We start from the raw sequence: 21,170 nt of genomic DNA on the forward strand, positions 1-21,170 counted from the left end.
CATTACTTTTTTATACCAAAATTTCATAGTGTAATTACACAAATAAATAGTATAATATCATGCAATAAAACTTACTTTAGGAATCGCCTCTGACAAAAGCCCCCATCAAAAGCGTAGACGCGCAACGGCTTGTCGATAGACATCGCTTACAATTAATGTGACTCCTACTCGCCCAAAAATCTATGCAAATCTTTCTTTCTGCCACCTGAAGTAGAAGCCCTAGTTCAACGTCAACTGACGCTTCGGTAAGTATCAGAACGCGATCAAAGTTATTCTTACGGGTATAAAACTCCTAGAACAACAAGAAGACATTTATCAAGGACAACTGCAAGACCTTCAACAAGAAGCATGTGTTGGGTGGGAAGCCTCCGAGCGGGGCAAAGTCGTTGATGGCTCGACTGCAATGGCTCAAATTCGCGCCAATGTGCGATCGCAGTGTTAAAACTAATTCTTCCCCTTAGTTAACAAGTTTTGTGGTAATGCCCAGATAACTCACTGAAGCAGAAATTGGTGGCTGGGTTTGATTGTAAATTTAGACGAAAGTCGATAGCGATCGCATTTCCACAAATTATAAAATGTGCTAATAAAAAATGCCTGAAAGTATAAATTAGGGCTTTATCCATCAATGAAGGAAGGGTGAGATGAGCGATCGCACATTTGGGTGGAAAAAAGCAGGTACATCAACTTTTTTAAATCCGTCCCTTGTCTCACCACATACTCCAACGCTGGCAAACCCAACACGCGGCTTTGGTTTACCAACGAATAATGTCATTCAAACAGCAGCTGAGGAATCAATCAACCAGCAACAAGCGCAGTCTGCTGACGAGCAATCCTTGTTATCAGAAGCCATTCAGCAACGGTCTTTTAGTCACGACATTAGTCGCATATCGTTGCATCGTCCCCAGGCAAAACTGACGGTGGGAGAACCAGGGGACAAGTATGAGCAGGAAGCAGATTGGATGGCAAATCAGGTGATGCGGATGGTTGTGCCAGAGAAACTTAACGCTCCTAGTGTACAGCCTGTACAAGATTTCTTGCAGCGCAAATGTGCAGCCTGTGAACAGGAAGAAGACAAAGTACAAACTAAGCCATCTATCGAATCGGCTACTGATGGGGGCTTACAAGCAGAGGATAATATTGAGAGTCGGCTCAATAGTAGTAAAGGTGGGGGGAGTGCCTTAGCGGATGAGGTGCGATCATTCATGGAACCCCGCTTTGGTGCCGACTTCAGCCACGTGCGAGTCCATACAGGCAACGAATCTGTTCAGATGAATCAAGATTTGAACGCCCAAGCCTTCACGCACAAGCAGGATATTTACTTTGGTACAGGAAAGGCTCCTGCGAAGGATGCTTTGACTGCTCATGAGTTAACCCATGTGGTGCAGCAAACAGGTGTGGTTCAAACAAATCAAGCTCCTAAAAAGCCAAATGTTCAGCTAAAGTGTTCAGCTTGTGATGAAGAGGAAACAGTACAGCGATCGGTCAAAATATCGTCTGTTTCGGAAATGGGAGTACAGCGATCGTGGTTTGATGATGATGATGAAGAAGAAAAAAAAGAACCAGAAAATAGTTCCGGTGGAGGTGTCTTAGATTGGGCTAAAGAGAAAGCCAGTGGAGCGGTTGATACTGTTAGCCAAGCTGGAGGTGATGCCTATGATTGGGCGAAAGAGAAAGGCAGTGCAGCCGTAGATACTGTCACTCAAGCCGGAAGCGATGCCTATGACTGGGCGAAAGAGAAAGGCAGTGCAGCCGTAGATACCGTCACTCAAGCCGGAAGCGATGCCTATGACTGGGCGAAAGAAAAAGCCAGTGGAGCCGTAGATTCTGTCACTCAAGCTGGAAGCGATGCCTATGATTGGGCGAAAGAGAAAGGTAGCGCAGCTGTAGATTTAGCTACCGACGTTGGCGGACAAGCTCTAGATTTGATTTCCAATCCGTCTAATATTCAAGTGGATTGGAATAGCGGACCTGGGATGATATTGAAAGCTTGGGCTAGTCATCTCGATCCAGAGATTGCACAGGATATTCGTGGCAAAAATCCCGCAGATCTGTACAACTTGGTAGATGTTCCTCAACAAGTCCAGCAAGCAGCTGAAGAATTAGCAAAACAAGCAAGAACGAACACGGCACAGAGTGTAACACCAATGGATATAGCACCGGATGTTACACAAGTGAACATGCAACCGGCTTTAACACCACTACCAGGACCTGGCGGTACACCTGGTCCAATCAGCGGTGTATACCCAGTTGGAACTGGTGCTGGTGCTGGTGCTGGTGCTGGTGCTGGTGCTGGTGCTGGTGCTGGTACTGGTACTGGTGCTGCTACTGGTGCTGGTGCTGTTGGTATTGGTTTTTTGGCTATTTTAGGACTAATTATTCTTGCAGTTTTAACATGGAGTTCAACCACAATCGTCAAAGATAAAGACGAGAATAAGATGCTTGAAGAGGATCGGAAAAGAGATGAGGATTGGAAAAGAGATGAGACTGAACCAGTAACCGACTCTGCATCAGGAAAACCACGTACTATACCTGTGATGGAGGAGGGTCTTTCCTCAAGCGACCAAGAAATGTGGAAGAAATGTTACGAACTGCACGAGAAGTATAAAGACCTACAGGATAGTAACGCAGTACTCTCCAGTCAAATTAAATCCCTTCAAGATGACTACAATAACAATCGACTCACACCCGAGAAAAAACTAGAGCTGTGTGCACTCCTTCTTAAGCTAATTCCTGAGGTCGAACGTCTGCTCAACATGCGGCGGAGTTACATAGATGATGGATGTGACAAAATAGATTGGTTTAAGAGAGGTACTACTGAGTCATATCGCCGAATGCGTCACATTGGCGAATTAGAAAATGTTAACAGGCAATTGGACAAACTCAAGGAGTTGCGCGGAAAAATCTCATGCTGATGATGAACACAGACACCATGATCGCCTCTGTCCGCACCGCGTGGTCCCTCATCCCACCACCGCCTGTAGAGGACTTGCAGTACATGGCATGGGGATGGGGTGAGGAAGCTTGGCGGGCTTTCGTCGGTATCGCACCCGTGGAAGTGGATATCTCATCGCCAGGCTTCTTGGCGTGTACGCCGTTGCTTGATTTGCCACCTGCTACTGCTGCTGCGTATCTGGGGACGTATCTTTTGTCGCTGCTGGATGGACTGAAGTTTCAGGAAGATTGCGGCATCTTTTACGATATACTCACACGCGCTCATACTATCCACTGTCTCAGTGAGCCGGACTTCTGGCAGACAGTTATCCGCCCTTACCTGCCTGCGGAGTGCCGACAGACCTTGGTGGAGTTCTGTTCCTACCTTGCCTCGTGCCGAGAGTTACTTGCCTTGTCCCAAGAACAGATCGACCTAATTGTGGCGTTGTCGGTGGAGGATTTGCCTCCGCAAATGCAATCGCCGATCTTGTAGTGCTTAAATATGATTGCAAATCTTGTAAAGTCGGTATAGCTGACAAAAACGCAGAAATTGGCGGCTGGTTCTGACTGTAAATTTAGACGAAAGTCGATAGCGATCGCATTTTCACAAATTGTAAAATTTGCTAGTTAAAAATGCTTGGCAGCAAGAATCAGGCTTTACCCATCAATGAAGGAAGGGTGAGATGAGTGATAGTTACACCTTTGGGCACAAGAAAGCAGGTACATCAACTTTTTCAAATTCGTCGCTAATATCACCAACTACTCCGACACTGGCGAACCCAGTACGAAGCTTTGGTTTACCAACGAATAATCTAATCCAAACAGCAACAACAGACGAAGCATGACCCATGAGGGAGATGAGGGAGATGGGGAGCTGAGGTGCAGAGGTCTATGGCAGGAAATCCTAATGCGGGACGGGGGGAAAATTCCTGGCCTCAGCACTTAAGAGTTAACAGTCAACAGTCAACAGTCAACACTCCGTGTTTGGCCAATGCCCTATGCCCCATTCCCTAAACTTTCCCAAATCGCCGCTCCCGTTGCTGGTAGGCACACAGGGCGCGGTGAAACTCAGCACGGTCAAAATCGGGCCAGAGAGCATCGGTAATATAAATTTCTCCATAAGCCATTTGCCAGAGAAGAAAATTTGAGAGGCGCATTTCTCCACTTGTGCGGATTAACAAATCTGGGTCAGTAATTCCGGTTGTGTACAAGTGGCTTTCAAATACCTGTTCATCAATTTCATCGGGTTGTAGCATACCTTGCTGGACTTGTTTTGCGATCGCCTGACAAGCTTGTAAAATTTCCTGCCGTCCGCCATAATTAGTTGCTACCGAAAACCGGATACCACGATTATCCTTAGTTTCTTCCATTGAACGGGAAATTTCTTGTTGGAGCGATCGCGGCAGGTCTTGCAAATTCCCTACAAACTTAATTTGAACATTTTCTTCGACCATTTCCCGCAGTTCTTGGCGCAAAACTCTTTGAAATAGAGTCATCAAAAAATCTACTTCTTCCTGCGGTCTTTTCCAGTTCTCCGTTGAAAAAGCATAAGCTGTCAATGCCTGAATTCCCCAATCCTGACAACAGCGAAGTAAATCCTTAAGAGCATCTACTCCTCGTTTATGACCCATAATTCGGGGTAGACCCTGACGTTTAGCCCATCGACCATTACCATCCATAATCACCGCAACATGCTGCGGCAATAATTCTCGTTTTAAATCAGTAGGTAAATCTTGCAGTTTAGTTTGTTGTGCTGTCATTTTTTATCTCGAGAAGCGGTCGATGGTAATCTGAGTAAACGTGAAACCAGTGCTAGTGTCTTCCCACCTATCCGACGAACAAAACTCAACAGACCAGGAGCAACAGCTTCCCTATCCACGGTTGGGGACAAAAGAGCTTCTAATGACTCTTTCAGTTTCCGAATCGTCAGCGGTCTATTTAGGGTTCCCCGTTCCGCTAAGGAAATAGAACCCGTTTCTTCAGAGACAACGACACAAATGCAATTTTCGACCCGCTCAGTAATTCCCATTGCTGCCCGGTGGCGTGTTCCCAACTGGCGCGAGGCTGTGCGTCCCGAAAGTGGTAAAATTATACCGGATGATACGATCCGTGAGCCACGAATCAATGTCGCTCCATCGTGTAACAAAGTTTTCGGCTGAAAAATTGTCTGGATTAGTTCTTTAGAAACTTCCGCATTTAGCTTTACTCCTGGCACAGAAAAATCTCGCTCATCAATTGGCCCTGTGGTTTCCACAATTAGTAAAGCTCCAATGCGGTTTTTTGACAATTCTTTAACAGCCTCAACAATTTCATCAATTACACTATCAGATTTGGGGATTGCCAGACGGTCGGGTTGAAACAGCTGGCGGAATTCGCCACGCCCCAATTGCTCCAAAAACCGCCGAAATTCTGACTGTAAAGCAACTGCCATCGCCACAGCACAACCAATCACCAACTTTTCTAGTACAAAACTTAGCAGAGGTAGTCCGAATCTGCCACTTAGTGCTGAGGCTAGCATTAAGATAATGAATCCCCGCACCATCCATAGTGTCCGGCGCTCACTAATAATAACTAGTATCATGTACGTCAGCGCCAGCACTAACACAATATCCAGAGTCCCAAGTAGCAAGGACTGTGACCACCCCAGGTTTGTCAGCCATTGCTTCCACCAATCTCTCATGACATCTGGATTAAACTTTTGCCTCTAATTACAATTAGGAGTTATGAGTTATGAGTTAGGAGTTATGAGTTATGAGTTATGAAAAAAACTTTAATTGACAACTCATAACTTAAAATTCACAACTCCTAACTTCTAACTATTAACTCCTCACTCTTGATTTTTCAGTCTTTCTGGTAGGCGATCTTGTCGAATTAAATCTTCATAAGTTTCACGTTGCAAAATTAAATTTGCTTCGCCATTCGCCACTACGACTGCTGCCGGTCGGGGCAAGCGGTTGTAGTTAGATGCCATACTGTAATTGTACGCACCAGTTCCCATAACTACGAGAATATCCCCTGCTTCAGTCTTTGGGAGTAGAGCATTTTTAATCAGAATATCTCCTGATTCACAATGTTTACCAGCAATTGTGACTGTTTGGGTTAGGGGAGAAGACATTTTATTGGCAATGACTGCCCGATAAACTGATTGGTAAGTAATGGGGCGGGGATTGTCAGACATTCCGCCATCAATTGCCACGTAGGTACGAATTTCTGCGATAACTTTGGATGAACCAATAGTATAGGCAGTAACGCAAGCTGTGGCAATTAGCGATCGCCCCGGTTCACTCAGTAATTTCGGCAAAGGCAGATTTTCAGCTGCACAAGCTTCTTGAATTACTTCACAAATCGCCTTTACCCACTCTTCAATGCTAGGGGGATCGTCTGATTCTATATACTTAATCCCTAAACCGCCACCAACATTTAACTCTGTAATCTTTAACCCATACTTCGTAGCATCTCGTAGCCACTGCACCATGACAACGGCCAAATCTTGATGCGGTTGGCGCTCAAAAATTTGGGAACCAATATGAGCGTGTACTCCTACGCAATTCAGGGCAGATTGTTGACTGACAAAGGTAAAAACTTCATCTAAATCGTTGGGATCAAAGCCAAATTTACTATCTAAGTGTCCCGTGCGAATATATTCGTGGGTATGACACTCGATACCGGGAGTTAGCCGTAGCATGATGCGAATTGGTTGAGCAGGTTGGGCGATTTCGACAAGGGTATGCAATTCATACCAGTTATCCGCCACAATGGTGACACCAGACGCGATCGCTAAAATTAATTCTTCACGAGATTTATTATTTCCATGAAGGTAGATTTTCTGGGGACTAACACCCGCTTGCAAGGCGGTGTAAAGTTCGCCCCCGGAGACTACATCGATTCCTAAATCTTCAGAAGCGGCGATCGCACAAACTGCTAAACAATTCCAAGCTTTTGAGGCGTACAATACTTGAGATTCACCCTTGTAGTATTGCTTGAAAGCATCTCGGTATTGCTGACAAGCTGAACGCAAGGTTTCTTCATCTAAAATATATAAAGGTGAACCAAACTGCTCAACTAGGGTCGTGACATCACACCCACCAATTTCCAAGAGGTCATGATGATGAACTCTGGCAGTCAAGGGTAAAAGTTCTTGATTAGGCGATGGATTTGCGCTGGTGTCGTGTCTTTGAGGTAAATATTGACTTCCAGAATGTTGAACCCCAGTGGGGTGAGTCGATACCATAACTATAAAAGTTTTCCTTGTTCAAATTACGGGCTTTGAGTTCGTCTCCCGATTCCCAGTTTACAAAGGGTTTGTAACGTTATTCAATAAATGTGATCTCATTAGACTTAGAAATTAAATTACTGACTCCAGAACATCTAAGTGCATTGTTGGAACTGGATCAAGCCTGTTTTGGTGGTCTATGGACAATGGAGGGCTACCAACGAGAGTTGGACAGTCCTAACAGCGATTTACTGGGTTTATTCTCTCCTGTCTCTAATTGGAGACTGCTGGGGATGGGTTGCTTTTGGTCAATTTTAGAGGAAGCCCACATTACAATTTTGGCGGTTCATCCCGAATATCACCGTCAAGGTTTAGGACAGGCTTTATTATATTCACTCATTAAGACAGCTTGCGATCGCAAAATGGAACGAGCTACCCTCGAAGTCCGAGCTTCCAACCTGGGGGCTATATCTTTATATCAAAAATTTGGCTTCAAAACAGCAGGGCGGCGGCGGCGTTACTACCAAGATAACGATGAGGACGCTTTAATCCTTTGGCTCCCAGATTTACAACACCCCAAATTTCAAGCAACTTTAGACCAGTGGTATTCCATTGTCAGCGATCGTCTGGACAAATCCTCTTGGCATTTGCTTTTTAACTAATTCGTAATTAATTTTGAATTATTTGGGCTTGTGAGCGGCTTCAGCAAAAAAATGCAACTTTGTCGCACCTAGTTGTATTTAAATATTTTATCTAAAAAAGTATATAAATAAATAAAATATATATAAACTATTTTTGCTTGATATTAAAAGATATATATGTTAAATATAAATGTTTGGGATTGAGTCAAGAAACCCTTAATCTAAGCAGTTAGCTATTTGTAATAAATCCCAAAAATGCTGGTGAACTAAAGCTCCTCAGTACACTAGCCAGATAAAAGTAGTCAATAGTAACAATTAGCCCATCAACCCAAGTCATAGCTTCAGGATGTCTATAATCTGTTATACAGGCATCCAAAAGCTTTGCCTGTGCTAAAATCAGCATACCGGCACGACCGCAGATGATGGGATAAAGCCATGTTTGAGCGCTTCACAGAAAAAGCCATTAAGGTAATCATGCTGGCCCAAGAAGAGGCCCGCCGTTTAGGTCACAACTTTGTCGGAACCGAGCAGATCCTCCTGGGTCTGATTGGCGAAGGCACTGGAGTGGCTGCTAAGGTGCTGAAATCAATGGGCGTCAATCTCAAAGATGCCCGAATTGAAGTTGAAAAAATTATAGGACGGGGATCAGGCTTTGTTGCAGTGGAAATTCCGTTTACGCCACGGGCAAAGCGAGTTTTAGAACTCTCATTGGAAGAAGCACGCCAACTGGGGCATAACTACATTGGCACCGAGCATCTGCTGTTGGGCCTAATCCGCGAAGGGGAAGGCGTAGCAGCCAGGGTGCTAGAAAACCTCGGTGTGGATCTATCTAAGGTAAGAACCCAAGTCATTCGGATGTTGGGAGAAACTGCCGAAGTTTCACCAGGCGGTTCATCCGGGCGCACAAAAACCCCGACTCTGGATGAATTTGGCTCAAACCTCACCCAGATGGCGATTGACAATAAGCTCGATCCAGTGGTGGGACGGGCCAAGGAAATTGAGCGGGTGATTCAGATATTGGGTCGCCGAACAAAAAATAACCCAGTGCTGATTGGGGAACCAGGGGTTGGTAAAACAGCGATCGCTGAAGGTTTAGCCTCCCGCATTGCCACCAAAGATGTCCCTGACATCCTAGAAGATAAACGCGTCGTCACGCTGGATATTGGTTTGCTCGTAGCAGGAACCAAGTATCGGGGTGAATTTGAAGAACGCTTGAAAAAAATCATGGATGAAATTCGCTCGGCGGGTAATGTCATTCTCGTGATTGATGAGGTACACACCTTAATTGGTGCGGGTGCAGCAGAAGGTGCTATTGACGCAGCAAATATCCTCAAGCCAGCTTTGGCTAGGGGTGAGTTGCAGTGCATCGGCGCTACAACCCTAGATGAATACCGGAAGCACATCGAGCGAGATGCAGCGCTAGAGCGGCGTTTCCAACCAGTGATGGTTGGCGAACCGACAGTAGATGAAACAATTGAAATTTTGTATGGTCTGCGCGAACGCTACGAGCAACACCATAAACTGAAAATCTCCGACGAAGCATTGGTAGCGGCGGCGAAGTTATCAGACCGTTACATTAGCGATCGCTACCTCCCAGATAAAGCTATCGACTTGGTTGATGAAGCTGGTTCTAGGGTGCGCCTGATTAACTCCCAACTGCCACCCGCAGCCAAGGAGTTAGACAAAGAACTGCGTCAGATATTAAAAGAAAAAGATGACGCGGTGCGCTCTCAGGATTTTGATAAAGCTGGAGAATTGCGCGATCGCGAGATGGAAATCAAAGCCGAAATTCGGGCGATCGCTCAAAGCAAGACCAATGCAACTGGCACAGAAGGTGAAGAACCTGTAGTTACAGAAGAAGACATTGCCCACATTGTCGCTTCCTGGACTGGGGTACCGGTGAACAAACTCACCGAATCTGAATCTGAAAAGCTGCTGCACATGGAAGACACCTTGCACCAGCGTTTAATTGGTCAGGATGAAGCTGTGAGAGCAGTTTCACGGGCAATTCGTCGCGCTCGTGTCGGTTTGAAAAATCCCAACCGACCCATAGCTAGCTTTGTCTTCTCTGGGCCTACTGGTGTAGGTAAAACCGAGTTGGCAAAGTCCTTAGCTGCTTACTTCTTCGGTTCCGAAGAAGCGATGATCCGCTTAGATATGTCCGAATACATGGAGCGTCACACCGTCAGCAAGCTGATTGGTTCCCCTCCAGGTTATGTTGGCTATAACGAAGGTGGTCAGCTGACCGAAGCCGTGCGGCGGCGTCCTTACACCGTGGTGTTATTCGACGAAATCGAAAAAGCCCACCCCGATGTATTCAACATGCTGCTGCAAATTTTGGAAGACGGACGGTTAACTGATGCCAAAGGTCGCACGGTAGACTTCAAGAACACCTTGCTGATTTTAACTTCCAATATTGGTTCTAAGGTAATTGAAAAAGGCGGTAGCGGTATCGGCTTTGAATTCTCCGAAGATGCCAGCGAGTCAACTTACAACCGGATTCGCTCTTTGGTGAACGAAGAACTCAAGCAGTACTTCCGTCCAGAGTTCCTCAACCGACTCGATGAAATTATCGTCTTCCGTCAGTTGAGCAAGCCTGAAGTGACCCAAATCGCCGAAATTATGCTCAAGGAAGTATTTGGTCGTCTGACCGAAAAGGGTATCACCTTAGAAGTCACAGACCGCTTCAAGGATCGGTTAATCACTGAAGGTTACAGTCCCAGCTACGGCGCAAGGCCATTACGTCGGGCAATTATGCGCCTGTTAGAAGATAGCCTAGCAGAAGAAATTCTGTCTGGTCGCATTAAGGATGGCGATACAGCCTTAGTTGATGTGGATGAGAATGGCGTTGTGCAAGTTAGTTCTCAACAGCGTCGGGAATTGTTACCCCAAGGTGTTGAGTAAGATTTAGGGTTTGGGATTTAATTCTCAAATAGAAAATTAGAAAACGGTAGAGTGTTTATTTCTCTACCGTTTTTTTGTGTAAAAATACCTGGAGTTAACATTCTTGATTTTTCCATTAAAGGAATGTGAAAAATTAAATATAAAAATGTATTCTGACGGGGCTGTGACTCTACCCAAATAGCAAGTGCTATGCTGTGAATATTTGACATTGCTTTAATGCTAAAACTATGAAAACTTTCACTGCAATTGTTGAGCGAGATTCTGATACAAAGCTTTATGTTGGCTATGTTCCCGGATTTCCTGGAGCACACTCCCAAGCAGAAACATTGGATGAATTACAAGAGAATCTGCGTGAAGTAATTGAGATGCTTCTGGAGGATGAAAATTTAGTATTTGATACAGAATTTGTTGGTACACAACAAATTGTAATCCAATAGATTATGAGCAAGATACCGATTTTGAAACCACAAGAGGTTATTCGGATACTAGAAAGCCTTGGGTTTGTAGAGGTGCGTCAGAAAGGTTCACATAAGCAGTTTCGCCACGAAGATGGTCGAGGAACAACCGTACCTTTTCATAAGGGACGTGATATTTCACCTAAATTGCTACGGCAAATTGCAAGTGACATTGGTTTGACTGTTGAAGAAATGTTGGGGTAGCAGTTAAACTAATAATTACTTCTAACAGATAGCCGAAACTTCTGGTGCTGAGTCTAGCGACATTATGAAAATGTTCTTTGTTTTTATCTTTAGCTCAACTACATTGCAGTATAGCTTGGTAGTAGAATAAGTACACACCATGAACCAAGGAGCAAGAACGTGCAAAGCATACTTCTAAGCCGTGAAGAAGTTGCACGACGTGCAAAAGAATTATATGAAAATAGCATTCGTCAACAAGTAGAGCGACAATAAAACATCAGTAAAATGATGATTATTGATATAGAAACAGGTGAATACGCAGTTGACAAAACAGGCTTAGAATCGGCACATCTATTACGCAAAAATAATCCATTTGCTCGACTTTTCGGTATTCGTATCGGTTACAAAGTTGCTGTTTCCTTCAGTGGTGAAATGGAGCGTGATTATCGTTGATTTCTGGTATTGTCAAAAACGGACGCGCAACCGTTAACATAATATTTCGACTCCAAAATAAACCAGACTGACTATTGAATTTGTTATCGATACAGGTTTTACAGAGTTTCTTTCCCTACCTCCAGCAGCAGTTACTCTGTTGGGTTTTCCTTTTGTGTATGATATGTATGCAAATTTAGCTGACAATAGTAATGTAATCTTGCCAGTACATCAAGCTACCATTATTTGGAATGGAGAAGAACGGAAAGTGAATGTACTTGCGACAGGACGGCTACCTCTATTAGGAACTGCTTTACTTGATGAGCATGAACTTGTCATACAGTTTATCGAGGGTGGTTTAGTAACAATTGATGAATTGTAGTTGCTTTCTGGATATATCGACTTTCTATCAATAGCAATGAGAATTATTACCCCAAGGGGTTGAATAGGATTTAAAATTTTAGCTTTATCGTTACCATGTTAGATTGATCGGATAAGCACTAAAAGGTATTCCCAGTTATGATCTTCAGTGATGTAGTTGAAGCAATTAAAAGTCTTTCCAGCGAAGAAAAACTAGAAATTCAACTGTTATTGCAGCAATATCTATGGGAAGAAAGGCGTGAAGAGATTTATCAAAATTTTCAGGCGGCGCAAGTAGAACAGCAAAATAGTGAACTAAAGTTTTCCTCGAATATGGATGAACTGAGACAACTGATAGAAGAGTAATGTTAAAAGTAAGTTTCAGTTCTTCATTTAAACAGAGGCTACTTAACATAATTGCATACTCGACTATTTTGTAGATTCTAAGCTGTCACCTCAACTCGTGTATCAGTTTTATCACATCTTTTCCAGCGTGTCTTTATCTTCAATCAATCGACTGATTTTAAATCAGACGTGAAGTGCCTTTAAAATGAGAGAAGATAAAGAATCATTAGGAGGAATCAATCGTCATGCAACCCCTTCCCTGCGCTACTAACAGACTCGTTAATTTTGACCTAAATTTGAAATAATAGGGTTTGAAGCAGAGCGATCGCAACAGCTTATCTATGCTTGAGAGACAAAGATGATAGAAGAAGGACAAACACCAACAAAAGTTTTCATTAGCTATAGCTGGGACTCAGAAGACCACAAAGAAAATGTGTTGAAACTAGCAAATACCTTACGCATAGTATGGAGGATTGACGCAGAAATAGATCGTTATGTTCGAGCAGAGCCTCCTTATACTCCTATTCAAGGATGGGATCTTTGGATGTCAAACCGAATTGAGTCGGCTGAGTTTGTGCTTATCATCTTTACTGAGACATACAAGCGACGATTTGAGGGTAAGGAGGAAACTGGAAAAGGTTTAGGGGTTTCGTGGGAAGGAACAATTATCAGAAACGATATTTACAACGCTCAGTTAAGAGACACTAAATTTATCCCAGTTGTATTTTCTGAATCTGACTTGGGCTATGTTCCTTCTATACTATATACCAGAGATAAATATGTCCTTAATGATGATAACAGCTTTCAAGAGCTTTGCTATCGTCTTAGAAAAGAACGTACCATTATAAAACCAGAAATTGAAGGGGAGCCTCTAGCACTCCCTTCTGAACCAATGTTACTTTCTCCTCAGAAACCGCCAGTAAAATCTCGTTTAGAGCAGACTCCTAAGGAGATTGAATACCGTAAAAAGGTTGAAGGCTATGTTTACAATGATCGACTCTCTGAACCCTATAATGAGATTTATAAAATTAATCAGACTAACTTAAAAACAATAAGGGAGAGAATAGGGCTAGATCCCGATAAGGCTAAATTGATTGAAAATGATGTTCTTCAATTACGTTGTCAACGGCACGAAGAATACAAACAAAACCTGCAAGAATATCATAAGCTTGCGATGGAAAGTTTAGAAAAAGAAGAGTTTTTTAGTGATGACATCCTTTCTGGTTTGAAAGAACTTAAAAATAATTTGGGACTAAGCGATAAGGACGCTGAAGAAATATTACTCTATGCTGAATTAGAGTATTCGCTTCAAAAAGGAGAGTGGAGAGAAGCAGATGAAACTACTAAAAATCTATTGTTGAAAGTAGTAAATGTTCAGGAAAATTACTTGAATGAAAATAATTTTAAGCAAATTCCATGTAAAGATATACGTAAAATTGATAAACTTTGGAAAGATCACAGTAATGGTCTCTTTGGTTACAGCGTGCAAAGAGATATCTGGCAAAAAGTTAAAGAGAGACCGGAAGTTAAAGACATACTTTATGATTTCGTTGCTGAAGTTGGTTGGGGATATTAATATCCACTGAGCAAAGTTAATGAATAGACTATAGGAGTCCTAATTGAATCTTCCTCAGTATACAGAGAAGTAAAGCTTTGTATGTCAAGCTTCTAGGCAGCTTAGTTGTTCAAAAATCAAATAGTAGTCCTATATCTATAGTCAATCAATCGACTTCTTTTGAATCAGACCTGAAGTGTCTTTAAAATGGGAGAATATAAAAAATCATTGGGAGGAATCAATCGTCATGACTGTGATAGTTGCTAAGTACACGTCACCGGAAAAAGGGGTCGGAAATAAAAATTGCGATCGCACTAGACGCTACTCATTGCAGAAGTGAATTCCGTACCTCATTTATGGTGGGCTGTACTAAGTGGACGATTGACGAATATCACTGCATGATTGACGCTGGCATTTTGAGCGATCGCAAAGTTGAACTACTTCAGGGATAAATTGTCGAAATGTCGTCATCAGGAGAACCCCATGCTTATTGTAGTCATCAAGCGGCAAAGTATCTAACAAATTTGTTAGGTGATGCCTACGGCGGTAACTACATGTCATAATACGTCAAGCTAAACCAATTACCCTACCCAAAGACTTAAGATGGACTAAGAAGTCGGCGATCGCCTTTCGCAGCTGATTTCAGGTATTATTCACCGATATAATCGTAGGTAAATCAAGTAAAGTGGATATGAAGCCCACAAGCGAACAAACTCAGGGACTCTACAGGCTTTGTTATCGACTTACTAATGTCATTTACCCTGGATGGCTATACACAAACATCGAACTTGTTAGGGTAGTTGAACGTACTGGAAACTTATACGTACTTGCTGGCGAAAATCTGGACTTTGAGATTAAACCAACTGGAGGGTATGAACCATGACAGTAGGTAAGTATGAAGTGGCTAGTGATAGGTTGTGCTGTTAGCATAGACTCTTAATTTGGTTATTCATCTGGTTTACCTTCTAAACACTCTAGGATGATACCCTTGTACCACTTTGTCAACATACTACACAGTTATTCTGGCTAAGGGATCTTGGCTATAAGTAATTTATTAGTATTCTTCAGGACAAACGGTCTGTATCTTCAATCAATTGACTGATTCTGAATCAGACCTGAAGTGTATTTAAAATGGGAGAATATAAAAAATTATCAGGAGGAATCAATCGTCATGACTATGATAGTTGCGAAGTGGACGATTGACGAATATCACCGCATGATTGACGCTGGCATTTTGAGCGATCGCAAAGTAGAACTACTCAAAGCAGAAATTGTCGAAATCTCACCGGAAGGAGAACCTCACGCTTATAGTAGTGGTGAAGCGGGTGACTATCTAGCCAAGTTATTAGCTGGACGCGTCAAAATTCGTGATGCTAAACCAATTACTCTACCCAACAACTCGGAACCAGAGCCAGACATTGCCATTGTCCAACCTTTAGGACGCGAGTATCGAGAGCATCATCCCTATCCAGAAAATATTTTCTGGTTGATTGAATATGCTAACTCTAGTTTAGAAAAAGATTTAGAGACAAAAAGCAAAATCTATGCAGAAGCTGGTATTTTAGAATATTGGGTTGTCAATCTAAAAAAGTTACACCTGGTGGTGTTTCGAGAAGTCTTAGATGGAGAATACGCGTCAAAACTGATATTGACTGGGGGAATAATTCAACCGCTTGCATTCCCAGATGTTTCTGTTGCAGTGGAACAAATTATTAACAGCTAAGATAATTTCCTCACAAGAATATATAAAGACACGAAATTGGACTGAGCTTCTCTACGAGACGCTATCGCGAATGCCCCGCTACGTCAACGCATCTCTACAAGGATTCTGGATAACGTATATTTAATTTCACCAGATGTTTAATAACCATTCTCAAGATATTTGATGCAGAGACAAGATTTTACTCCCATCTCTACAATGTATTTTCATGAGTTTTATTCTGCGTTCACAAATTCCAAATATCCATTGCTAAGTTCTTTAACTGCCAAATCATAAAATTGCTTACCATGTTCTGGCGTTGCTAAAGCCGGATTTGATCCCATACGTCCATCTGGATAACGCACTCGAAAGTCAGCAGCGCTATAAATCCTATGTCCGCTTGCAACTTCTGGTGAAAGGGGTGCTTGCTTAATTGCCTCTGGATAAACGTATTGGGTGAGAGCAACTTCACTTGGCGTTGCATGAGAACCTTCTTGATCCCCATATAATTCTTTAGCTAGCTTATATACAGAACCGCACATAAACCAGTTTGCCACTTGACATTGCACCTGTTGAGCATTGGCAATCTGCAAATCTTCTAAATGCGCGTAAGTTTCTGAGAAAGCAGCTTTGAGGGTGGCGATATTACCGCCATGTCCGTTGATAAAGTAGAATTTGCTAAAACCAGCTTTGGCTAAACAAGTTACATAATCTCGCACTACTTGAATTAAAGTGCTGGGACGCAGACTGATTGACCCAGGAAAAGCAGTATGGTGCAGTGCCATCCCCACATTGATTGTAGGACCGACGAGCGCTTGAGTTGCATCACCTACACCAGCTGCGATCGCTTCTGCACAAATAGCATCAGTACCAATTAACCCTGTTGGCCCGTGTTGTTCTGTGGAACCAATAGGGAAAATAATCCCCTTTGACTGCTGTAAATAAGCTTCGACTTCTTGCCAAGTACTTAAATGCAGTAACATTTAATGATTTTCCTCAATAAAATTGCGGTGGGATGAAACCTTTTGCTGCTAAATAGCATCTTCTGTAATTAAACTCCCACTAACACGATTATGAACTCTCTGAATTTTCTGTGCTGGCGATCGCACAAGATCCCCGACTTCGCAAAAGTTGTCGGGGATCTTTGTTTACTGCCAAATTTGGAGAGAATGAGACGAGCTATTTCTAAGAATATTGTTTAGGGGATGGAGTTGCAACATCGACAGAGATGGATATAAGCAATTTACCGATTCTGCCATTTTATCCTACGATACTCGCTGGGAACCTTCCCATAATAGAAATCAAAATTGATTTATGAAATGTTGCTTTTCTGGATAATCAAGAAAAGAAGTTGATCAATTTTGATTTTTGACTATTCAAAGTAATAATGCTTCTTTACGTCCCTTGTAATTTCCCATGTACAGGACATACCAGCCGGAAAAATTACTAAATCGCCCTTACCCATTTGCACTGGTTCTCCGCCATCAGGAGTAACAAGTACGTTACCTTCCAAAAAATAGCAAGTTTCTTGAGAATCATAAGTCCAAGGGAATTTTGAAACTTCCCTTTTCCAAATTTCCCATTTAAATACGCCTAATTCATTGAGATATTCTTGTCTAGGTTGATGCTCAATGTTAATTTTCATATTGTGTTTTATCTAGTTATATTCAGCAGTAAGATTGAATATCCTCTCCACACTTGTCTACTAAATAACACAAAGCGCGAAAACGCAAGTAGACAAGTTCGTTATAAAGCGGATTCAGCTTGCACATTGGCGGAATATGGCCTATTTTGCGACCAAAAAGCATGATATCACGCTCGAATGGACACTGGGCGGGAATTAGTTTAGCAATAAATTTGGCTAATTTCCGATTTTGAATCTCAATTTTGTCGAGCCATTGACGTAATGGTTGCAGTAAATCTAATTTGGGTTGAGTAAATTGCTTTTTACTACCTGTTTGATTCTTTTCTTCTAAAGGTTTAATAAAAGCAGGCAGAAAAATACGCCGATTCTGTGTTTTAAGCATAGTTTTGGGCAAGGTTTTCCTTGTGTAGATGAACTATTTGCCGATTGAAAATATCACAATGTAATATGTTTAGTCAATTTGCATTGTGCTTGTAGATTAAGAAGCAAAGTAAGCATAATGCAAACAATTTACATGCATCTTTGGGAAGAGAAATGGTTTAACTAATTGTTATTTAAGCCCACCAAATCATGAAGAACTGTCCCGTTAAATACAAAATAACAAAGAAAATATAAAAATGGCATTTCTTTAACTTATAGATTTCTAATATTGCAGATAGCAATCTTATATATTAAATATAAATGCCTGGTTCGGAAACTGACTAGTATCTAGAGATGTAGTTTATGGCAGATAAACACAGTTTTGTTCTGACCATACATACATTTCGCTAGCATTAGCCCCTAATATCTTTAGATTTTAGGGTATTGAATATCCATAAATTTGTCTGATATACTACACAAGCTAACCTAGATATTATCTAATAAATAGCAATAAATCGATTGATAAGTCAAAACTAATACAAGGACTTACACAAAAGCAAGGGGCACTTGTACTGAGTAATTCTACAGTTTTTATAATCAGCTTTGTCCAACTACTCACTGTGAGATTTTGCCGTTAGCACAGCCTCTTGTAGAAAAAAAGTATAGGTTATTTTCCCCAATTTTCACTCCCCGATTATGAAAAACTGAGTTATTTAAAATATCTTAACCCAGTACTAACCTGATATTTGCTAATGTATTCTACATTCTGTTGCTCTAATTTTGACAGTAATTTAGGTGGAAATGTCTTTGGTAAATATGTAGCACGATACCAAGGTTGGTTATTAAAGTAACTTTGCAATTCAGTATTATCAAAACGGCGGCCATGACTGGCAAAAATCGAATTTCGCATAATATCGAGTTCAAAACCGCTTTTACCATCCAAATCTGCATCAGTTACAAGTCTTTGAGAAAGCCAGAAATAATTGTTGAGAGTCGTGGTATCAACTGGTGGTATTGATGTAGTTGAGGAAGCTGATTGAGTTGGAACAGATGGCGTAGTTGGTGTAAATGTGGGAGTTTCTATCACGGGGCTTGTAACATTTGACGGTGTTTCTGAAGGTAATACTGTTTTGTCTGCTGTAGATTGAGAAGATTTTGGTAACACTTGACTAATAATCACAGATGCACCAATTAACCCACCTGCAATCAAACTACCCATAAGAATATTATTCTGACTATGACTACTTTGAGGGCTAGGCTGTGCTTTGACAGGCACTGTCTGAGGTGGCGGTGCAGAGACTACAGTTGGTTGAGTCAACAGGGGTTGCGTCGGTGGAATTGGATTTGCTATGCTCTGCAAAGAATCCAGCATTGCTCTGGCTGTGGGATAGCGATCGCGCGGATGATATGCGATCGCCCGATCGATTACTTTTGCCATAATTGGGCTAACATGACTGGCATATTGCCGCCAGACAATTTCACCCGTTTGAGAATCGGTTTCTAGTTGTTGCGCCTGTTTACCAGTCAGCAAATAAATTACCGTCATTCCTAAACTGTATAAATCACTAGAATAAACAGGTCTACCTGCGGCTTGTTCGCTCGGCATATAGCCAGGTGTACCAATCACAATCGAACTGGTAGGATTGCCTTGAGAATTTACTACTGTTCCCATTGACTCCCGCACAGCACCAAAATCAATCAGCACTGGTTTAGCATCCCGATGACGCACAATAATGTTATCCGGCTTAATATCGCGGTGAACGATATGCTTAGAGTGAATGTAATCCAGGACAGGTAATAAATTCATGAATAATTCCTGGACAGCGCCTTCACTAAATAGCCCCTGCTTCTGGACTTTTCCAGTTAAGGTATCGCCTTCAACCCATTCTTGAACTAAGTAAAATTGTCCACCTGAAGAGAAGTAGGCATATAATGCCGGAATTTGGTCATTTGCGCCACCAAGTTCTTCTAAAATAGCTGCTTCGCGTTGAAACCTATCTTGCACTAACTGGTAAATTTGGGGATTGTTGTGAATCGGTCTTAGTTGTTTAACCACACAACGGCGCTTTGAAGGCATATAGGTGTCTTCAGCTAGATAGGTTTCACCAAACCCACCAGCACCCAGTGTGCAGATAACTTGATAGCGATCATTCAGTAGCTGTATTGTCATGGGAGATTGCAAGCGATATTCATAAGATAGTTTTCCCCAAAACTACCTTCATTTCAAATCTAGTAAACCTTCTTCTTTCAATTTAGGATTGAAGCGAATCTGCATTTGCAAACCGCGCACTTCTAACAATTGCGTTGAAATTTCTGCTTCTACTCTCCGTGCCACATTTTTAAGAACTTTTATTTGTGCTAATTCATCATTAGCTGGATTTTGATAATTTGCCTGTTCTTCATCTGTCATTACGACTTTGACATCAATGGGATGAGTCCATTTTTCCTTGTTATCCCCATTACCCCAAGGCACACTGCCATTTTCAGCAATCCAAGCATTTTCAGTATTCTCTAAAATTGTGCGACTAGGGCGTTCAATAGTTTGAACCTTGACCCAATAGCATTGCTGTGGCTGACGGACTAAATGCTGCTTAAGGCTGAGGTAAACATCACGAGAGTATCCTACAAATTGCAGCACTTTTTCTTGGTCAAAGATAGCATATACCCCGATTTTACCCTGAAATTGTTCGGGTAATTGGCCGCGATCGTCTATATAAGGTATATATTCCAGAGTTGCCAAAGAAGAAAGATTTGTTTCAGAAGCCATACATCAAATATCAAACTTACTATTTGCCTTCAAAATTGAAAATTACGAATTAGGGAAAAATTAATCCATTACTCAATCAATTTTTGGTAAATTGCACAAAGGCGACTGGGTTTAAAAATCTTAGCACTGAACATGAAATTTGGAGGTACATTGATGATGAGATACTCATCAGATTCATGATACTTTTCAAATTCTGCTGGCATTCCTTTAGTAGTAGTTAAGCTATAAGGAACTGGCTGGAAAAGTAATTCTGTAAATTTAAGTTGCTCACATCCCAACTGTTGACAAATTTGGTTCAAGAAAGCAACGCTTGTCAATAAATTGAATAGAGTTTGTTGAGCCTGTGCTTCAAGAGTGAAACTGCCATCAAAGTTCTGAACGATTTTAAGGGACATCTTATGTATTAATAGCTAGTTATTAACGACTAACTGATGATAGAGAATAGGCAACATTTACACATGGATGATCAGATCATCCAAAAAGGCTAGGCAACTAAGTCTATCTTTTTGTGCAGATGTGTTTGGTGAAAAATCACCACTTTAAAGCCTATTGGATTGTGAGACTTCTGTCAGCTATGCGAGCAAGCTGGCATGGTTAAGAATCGTGAAGTTTAGAAGATTTTTAAAGATATAGCAATCGCCAAGGTAATTAGGACACTAGGTTCAAGACAAACTCGATTG

At 41.9% G+C, this 21,170-nt stretch carries 21 protein-coding genes and 2 pseudogenes; 14 read left to right on the plus strand and 9 right to left on the minus strand.

Annotated elements, in window-relative coordinates; genetic code table 11:
- Positions 1-641: 641 nt before the first annotated feature.
- The 3 genes from HWQ40_RS23300 to HWQ40_RS23310 all read left to right on the plus strand — a co-directional run bounded on the left by HWQ40_RS23300 (position 642) and on the right by HWQ40_RS23310 (position 3,776).
- Entirely contained in the window at positions 642-2,912 is a 2,271-nt protein-coding gene (locus tag HWQ40_RS23300) for a DUF4157 domain-containing protein (RefSeq protein WP_292782366.1), read from the plus strand.
- Positions 2,906-3,424, plus strand: coding sequence for a hypothetical protein (locus tag HWQ40_RS23305; protein WP_292782369.1), 519 nt, complete (start codon positions 2,906-2,908; stop codon positions 3,422-3,424). Before HWQ40_RS23300 ends, HWQ40_RS23305 begins: the two co-directional genes overlap by 7 nt.
- Before the next feature lie 190 nt (positions 3,425-3,614).
- Positions 3,615-3,776 carry a hypothetical protein gene (locus tag HWQ40_RS23310; RefSeq protein WP_292782372.1) on the plus strand — a complete coding sequence of 54 codons (162 nt, stop codon included), beginning with the start codon at positions 3,615-3,617 and terminating at the stop codon, positions 3,774-3,776.
- Between the two features lie 165 nt (positions 3,777-3,941).
- Here the strand turns inward: HWQ40_RS23310 and HWQ40_RS23315 are convergent, their stop codons facing one another.
- The 3 genes from HWQ40_RS23315 to lysA form a co-directional block, all read right to left on the minus strand.
- Positions 3,942-4,691, minus strand: coding sequence for an isoprenyl transferase (locus HWQ40_RS23315; RefSeq protein ID WP_292782375.1), 750 nt, complete (start codon positions 4,689-4,691; stop codon positions 3,942-3,944).
- On the minus strand, positions 4,688-5,611 hold the full coding sequence (gene cdaA, locus HWQ40_RS23320; RefSeq protein WP_292782377.1) for a diadenylate cyclase CdaA: 924 nt from the start codon (positions 5,609-5,611) through the stop codon (positions 4,688-4,690). Before cdaA ends, HWQ40_RS23315 begins: the two co-directional genes overlap by 4 nt.
- A 147-nt stretch (positions 5,612-5,758) precedes the next feature.
- Positions 5,759-7,162 (minus strand): diaminopimelate decarboxylase, encoded by a 1,404-nt coding sequence (gene lysA / locus HWQ40_RS23325; protein ID WP_292782379.1) that lies wholly within the window; start codon positions 7,160-7,162, stop codon positions 5,759-5,761.
- 92 nt (positions 7,163-7,254) lie between these two features.
- On the opposite strand from lysA, the gene rimI reads away from it, so the two are divergent.
- The 11 genes and pseudogenes from rimI to HWQ40_RS23380 all read left to right on the plus strand — a co-directional run bounded on the left by rimI (position 7,255) and on the right by HWQ40_RS23380 (position 15,742).
- On the plus strand, positions 7,255-7,806 hold the full coding sequence (rimI, locus tag HWQ40_RS23330) for a ribosomal protein S18-alanine N-acetyltransferase (protein WP_292782383.1): 552 nt from the start codon (positions 7,255-7,257) through the stop codon (positions 7,804-7,806).
- Between the two features lie 414 nt (positions 7,807-8,220).
- The gene (locus HWQ40_RS23335; RefSeq protein ID WP_100898762.1) at positions 8,221-10,689 is read left to right on the plus strand and encodes an ATP-dependent Clp protease ATP-binding subunit; all 2,469 of its coding nucleotides are present in this window, start codon (positions 8,221-8,223) and stop codon (positions 10,687-10,689) included.
- Between the two features lie 227 nt (positions 10,690-10,916).
- Positions 10,917-11,126, plus strand: coding sequence for a type II toxin-antitoxin system HicB family antitoxin (locus HWQ40_RS23340; protein WP_292782388.1), 210 nt, complete (start codon positions 10,917-10,919; stop codon positions 11,124-11,126).
- Between the two features lie 3 nt (positions 11,127-11,129).
- Entirely contained in the window at positions 11,130-11,348 is a 219-nt protein-coding gene (locus HWQ40_RS23345) for a type II toxin-antitoxin system HicA family toxin (RefSeq protein WP_292782390.1), read from the plus strand.
- 159 nt (positions 11,349-11,507) lie between these two features.
- Positions 11,508-11,780, plus strand: a pseudogene (locus tag HWQ40_RS23350) (hypothetical protein).
- A gap of 85 nt (positions 11,781-11,865) precedes the next feature.
- A complete protein-coding gene (locus HWQ40_RS23355; protein WP_292782435.1) occupies positions 11,866-12,141 on the plus strand; it encodes a clan AA aspartic protease in 276 nt (91 codons plus the stop codon).
- Positions 12,142-12,278: 137 nt separating this feature from the next.
- On the plus strand, positions 12,279-12,485 hold the full coding sequence (locus HWQ40_RS23360) for a hypothetical protein (protein WP_292782391.1): 207 nt from the start codon (positions 12,279-12,281) through the stop codon (positions 12,483-12,485).
- A gap of 337 nt (positions 12,486-12,822) precedes the next feature.
- Positions 12,823-14,040: a GUN4 domain-containing protein gene (locus tag HWQ40_RS23365; RefSeq protein WP_292782394.1), complete on the plus strand. Its 1,218-nt coding sequence runs from the start codon at positions 12,823-12,825 to the stop codon at positions 14,038-14,040.
- A 335-nt stretch (positions 14,041-14,375) separates the two neighbouring features.
- A pseudogene (locus tag HWQ40_RS23370) lies at positions 14,376-14,617 on the plus strand (Uma2 family endonuclease); the annotation flags it as partial.
- 93 nt (positions 14,618-14,710) lie between these two features.
- Positions 14,711-14,902 carry a hypothetical protein gene (locus HWQ40_RS23375; protein ID WP_292782396.1) on the plus strand — a complete coding sequence of 64 codons (192 nt, stop codon included), beginning with the start codon at positions 14,711-14,713 and terminating at the stop codon, positions 14,900-14,902.
- Between the two features lie 288 nt (positions 14,903-15,190).
- Positions 15,191-15,742 carry a Uma2 family endonuclease gene (locus HWQ40_RS23380; protein WP_292782399.1) on the plus strand — a complete coding sequence of 184 codons (552 nt, stop codon included), beginning with the start codon at positions 15,191-15,193 and terminating at the stop codon, positions 15,740-15,742.
- A gap of 212 nt (positions 15,743-15,954) precedes the next feature.
- Here HWQ40_RS23380 and HWQ40_RS23385 read toward each other — a convergent pair whose 3' ends face one another.
- The 6 genes from HWQ40_RS23385 to HWQ40_RS23410 form a co-directional block, all read right to left on the minus strand.
- Positions 15,955-16,701, minus strand: a complete 747-nt coding sequence (locus tag HWQ40_RS23385; RefSeq protein ID WP_292782401.1) for a creatininase family protein — start codon at positions 16,699-16,701, stop codon at positions 15,955-15,957.
- A 389-nt stretch (positions 16,702-17,090) separates the two neighbouring features.
- Positions 17,091-17,363: a cupin domain-containing protein gene (locus HWQ40_RS23390; protein WP_292782404.1), complete on the minus strand. Its 273-nt coding sequence runs from the start codon at positions 17,361-17,363 to the stop codon at positions 17,091-17,093.
- A gap of 22 nt (positions 17,364-17,385) precedes the next feature.
- Complete coding sequence (locus tag HWQ40_RS23395) at positions 17,386-17,745, minus strand: Mo-dependent nitrogenase C-terminal domain-containing protein (RefSeq protein WP_292782406.1); 360 nt, start codon at positions 17,743-17,745, stop codon at positions 17,386-17,388.
- A 687-nt stretch (positions 17,746-18,432) separates the two neighbouring features.
- Positions 18,433-19,893, minus strand: a complete 1,461-nt coding sequence (locus HWQ40_RS23400) for a YARHG domain-containing protein (RefSeq protein WP_292782409.1) — start codon at positions 19,891-19,893, stop codon at positions 18,433-18,435.
- A gap of 48 nt (positions 19,894-19,941) precedes the next feature.
- Positions 19,942-20,490 (minus strand): GIY-YIG nuclease family protein, encoded by a 549-nt coding sequence (locus tag HWQ40_RS23405; protein WP_292782412.1) that lies wholly within the window; start codon positions 20,488-20,490, stop codon positions 19,942-19,944.
- A gap of 68 nt (positions 20,491-20,558) precedes the next feature.
- The gene (locus HWQ40_RS23410; protein WP_292782415.1) at positions 20,559-20,885 is read right to left on the minus strand and encodes a hypothetical protein; all 327 of its coding nucleotides are present in this window, start codon (positions 20,883-20,885) and stop codon (positions 20,559-20,561) included.
- Positions 20,886-21,170: the final 285 nt, after the last annotated feature.

It is taken from the genome of Nostoc sp. NMS9 (assembly GCF_017114995.1).
GTDB lineage: Bacteria > Cyanobacteriota > Cyanobacteriia > Cyanobacteriales > Nostocaceae > Nostoc.

Bases quoted from the DNA above. Each gene is read 5' to 3' on its own strand.
- HWQ40_RS23315 (WP_292782375.1), bottom strand. From the start codon at position 4,691: ATGACAGCACAACAAACTAAACTGCAAGATTTACCTACTGATTTAAAA.
- HWQ40_RS23400 (WP_292782409.1), bottom strand. From the start codon at position 19,893: ATGACAATACAGCTACTGAATGATCGCTATCAAGTTATCTGCACACTG.
- HWQ40_RS23410 (WP_292782415.1), bottom strand. From the start codon at position 20,885: ATGTCCCTTAAAATCGTTCAGAACTTTGATGGCAGTTTCACTCTTGAA.
- HWQ40_RS23335 (WP_100898762.1), top strand. From the start codon at position 8,221: ATGTTTGAGCGCTTCACAGAAAAAGCCATTAAGGTAATCATGCTGGCC.
- HWQ40_RS23310 (WP_292782372.1), top strand. From the start codon at position 3,615: ATGAGTGATAGTTACACCTTTGGGCACAAGAAAGCAGGTACATCAACT.
- HWQ40_RS23300 (WP_292782366.1), top strand. From the start codon at position 642: ATGAGCGATCGCACATTTGGGTGGAAAAAAGCAGGTACATCAACTTTT.
- lysA (WP_292782379.1), bottom strand. From the start codon at position 7,162: ATGGTATCGACTCACCCCACTGGGGTTCAACATTCTGGAAGTCAATAT.
- cdaA (WP_292782377.1), bottom strand. From the start codon at position 5,611: ATGAGAGATTGGTGGAAGCAATGGCTGACAAACCTGGGGTGGTCACAG.
- HWQ40_RS23380 (WP_292782399.1), top strand. From the start codon at position 15,191: ATGACTATGATAGTTGCGAAGTGGACGATTGACGAATATCACCGCATG.
- HWQ40_RS23360 (WP_292782391.1), top strand. From the start codon at position 12,279: ATGATCTTCAGTGATGTAGTTGAAGCAATTAAAAGTCTTTCCAGCGAA.
- HWQ40_RS23305 (WP_292782369.1), top strand. From the start codon at position 2,906: ATGCTGATGATGAACACAGACACCATGATCGCCTCTGTCCGCACCGCG.
- HWQ40_RS23365 (WP_292782394.1), top strand. From the start codon at position 12,823: ATGATAGAAGAAGGACAAACACCAACAAAAGTTTTCATTAGCTATAGC.
- HWQ40_RS23340 (WP_292782388.1), top strand. From the start codon at position 10,917: ATGAAAACTTTCACTGCAATTGTTGAGCGAGATTCTGATACAAAGCTT.
- HWQ40_RS23385 (WP_292782401.1), bottom strand. From the start codon at position 16,701: ATGTTACTGCATTTAAGTACTTGGCAAGAAGTCGAAGCTTATTTACAG.
- HWQ40_RS23345 (WP_292782390.1), top strand. From the start codon at position 11,130: ATGAGCAAGATACCGATTTTGAAACCACAAGAGGTTATTCGGATACTA.
- HWQ40_RS23405 (WP_292782412.1), bottom strand. From the start codon at position 20,490: ATGGCTTCTGAAACAAATCTTTCTTCTTTGGCAACTCTGGAATATATA.
- HWQ40_RS23390 (WP_292782404.1), bottom strand. From the start codon at position 17,363: ATGAAAATTAACATTGAGCATCAACCTAGACAAGAATATCTCAATGAA.
- HWQ40_RS23395 (WP_292782406.1), bottom strand. From the start codon at position 17,745: ATGCTTAAAACACAGAATCGGCGTATTTTTCTGCCTGCTTTTATTAAA.
- HWQ40_RS23375 (WP_292782396.1), top strand. From the start codon at position 14,711: ATGAAGCCCACAAGCGAACAAACTCAGGGACTCTACAGGCTTTGTTAT.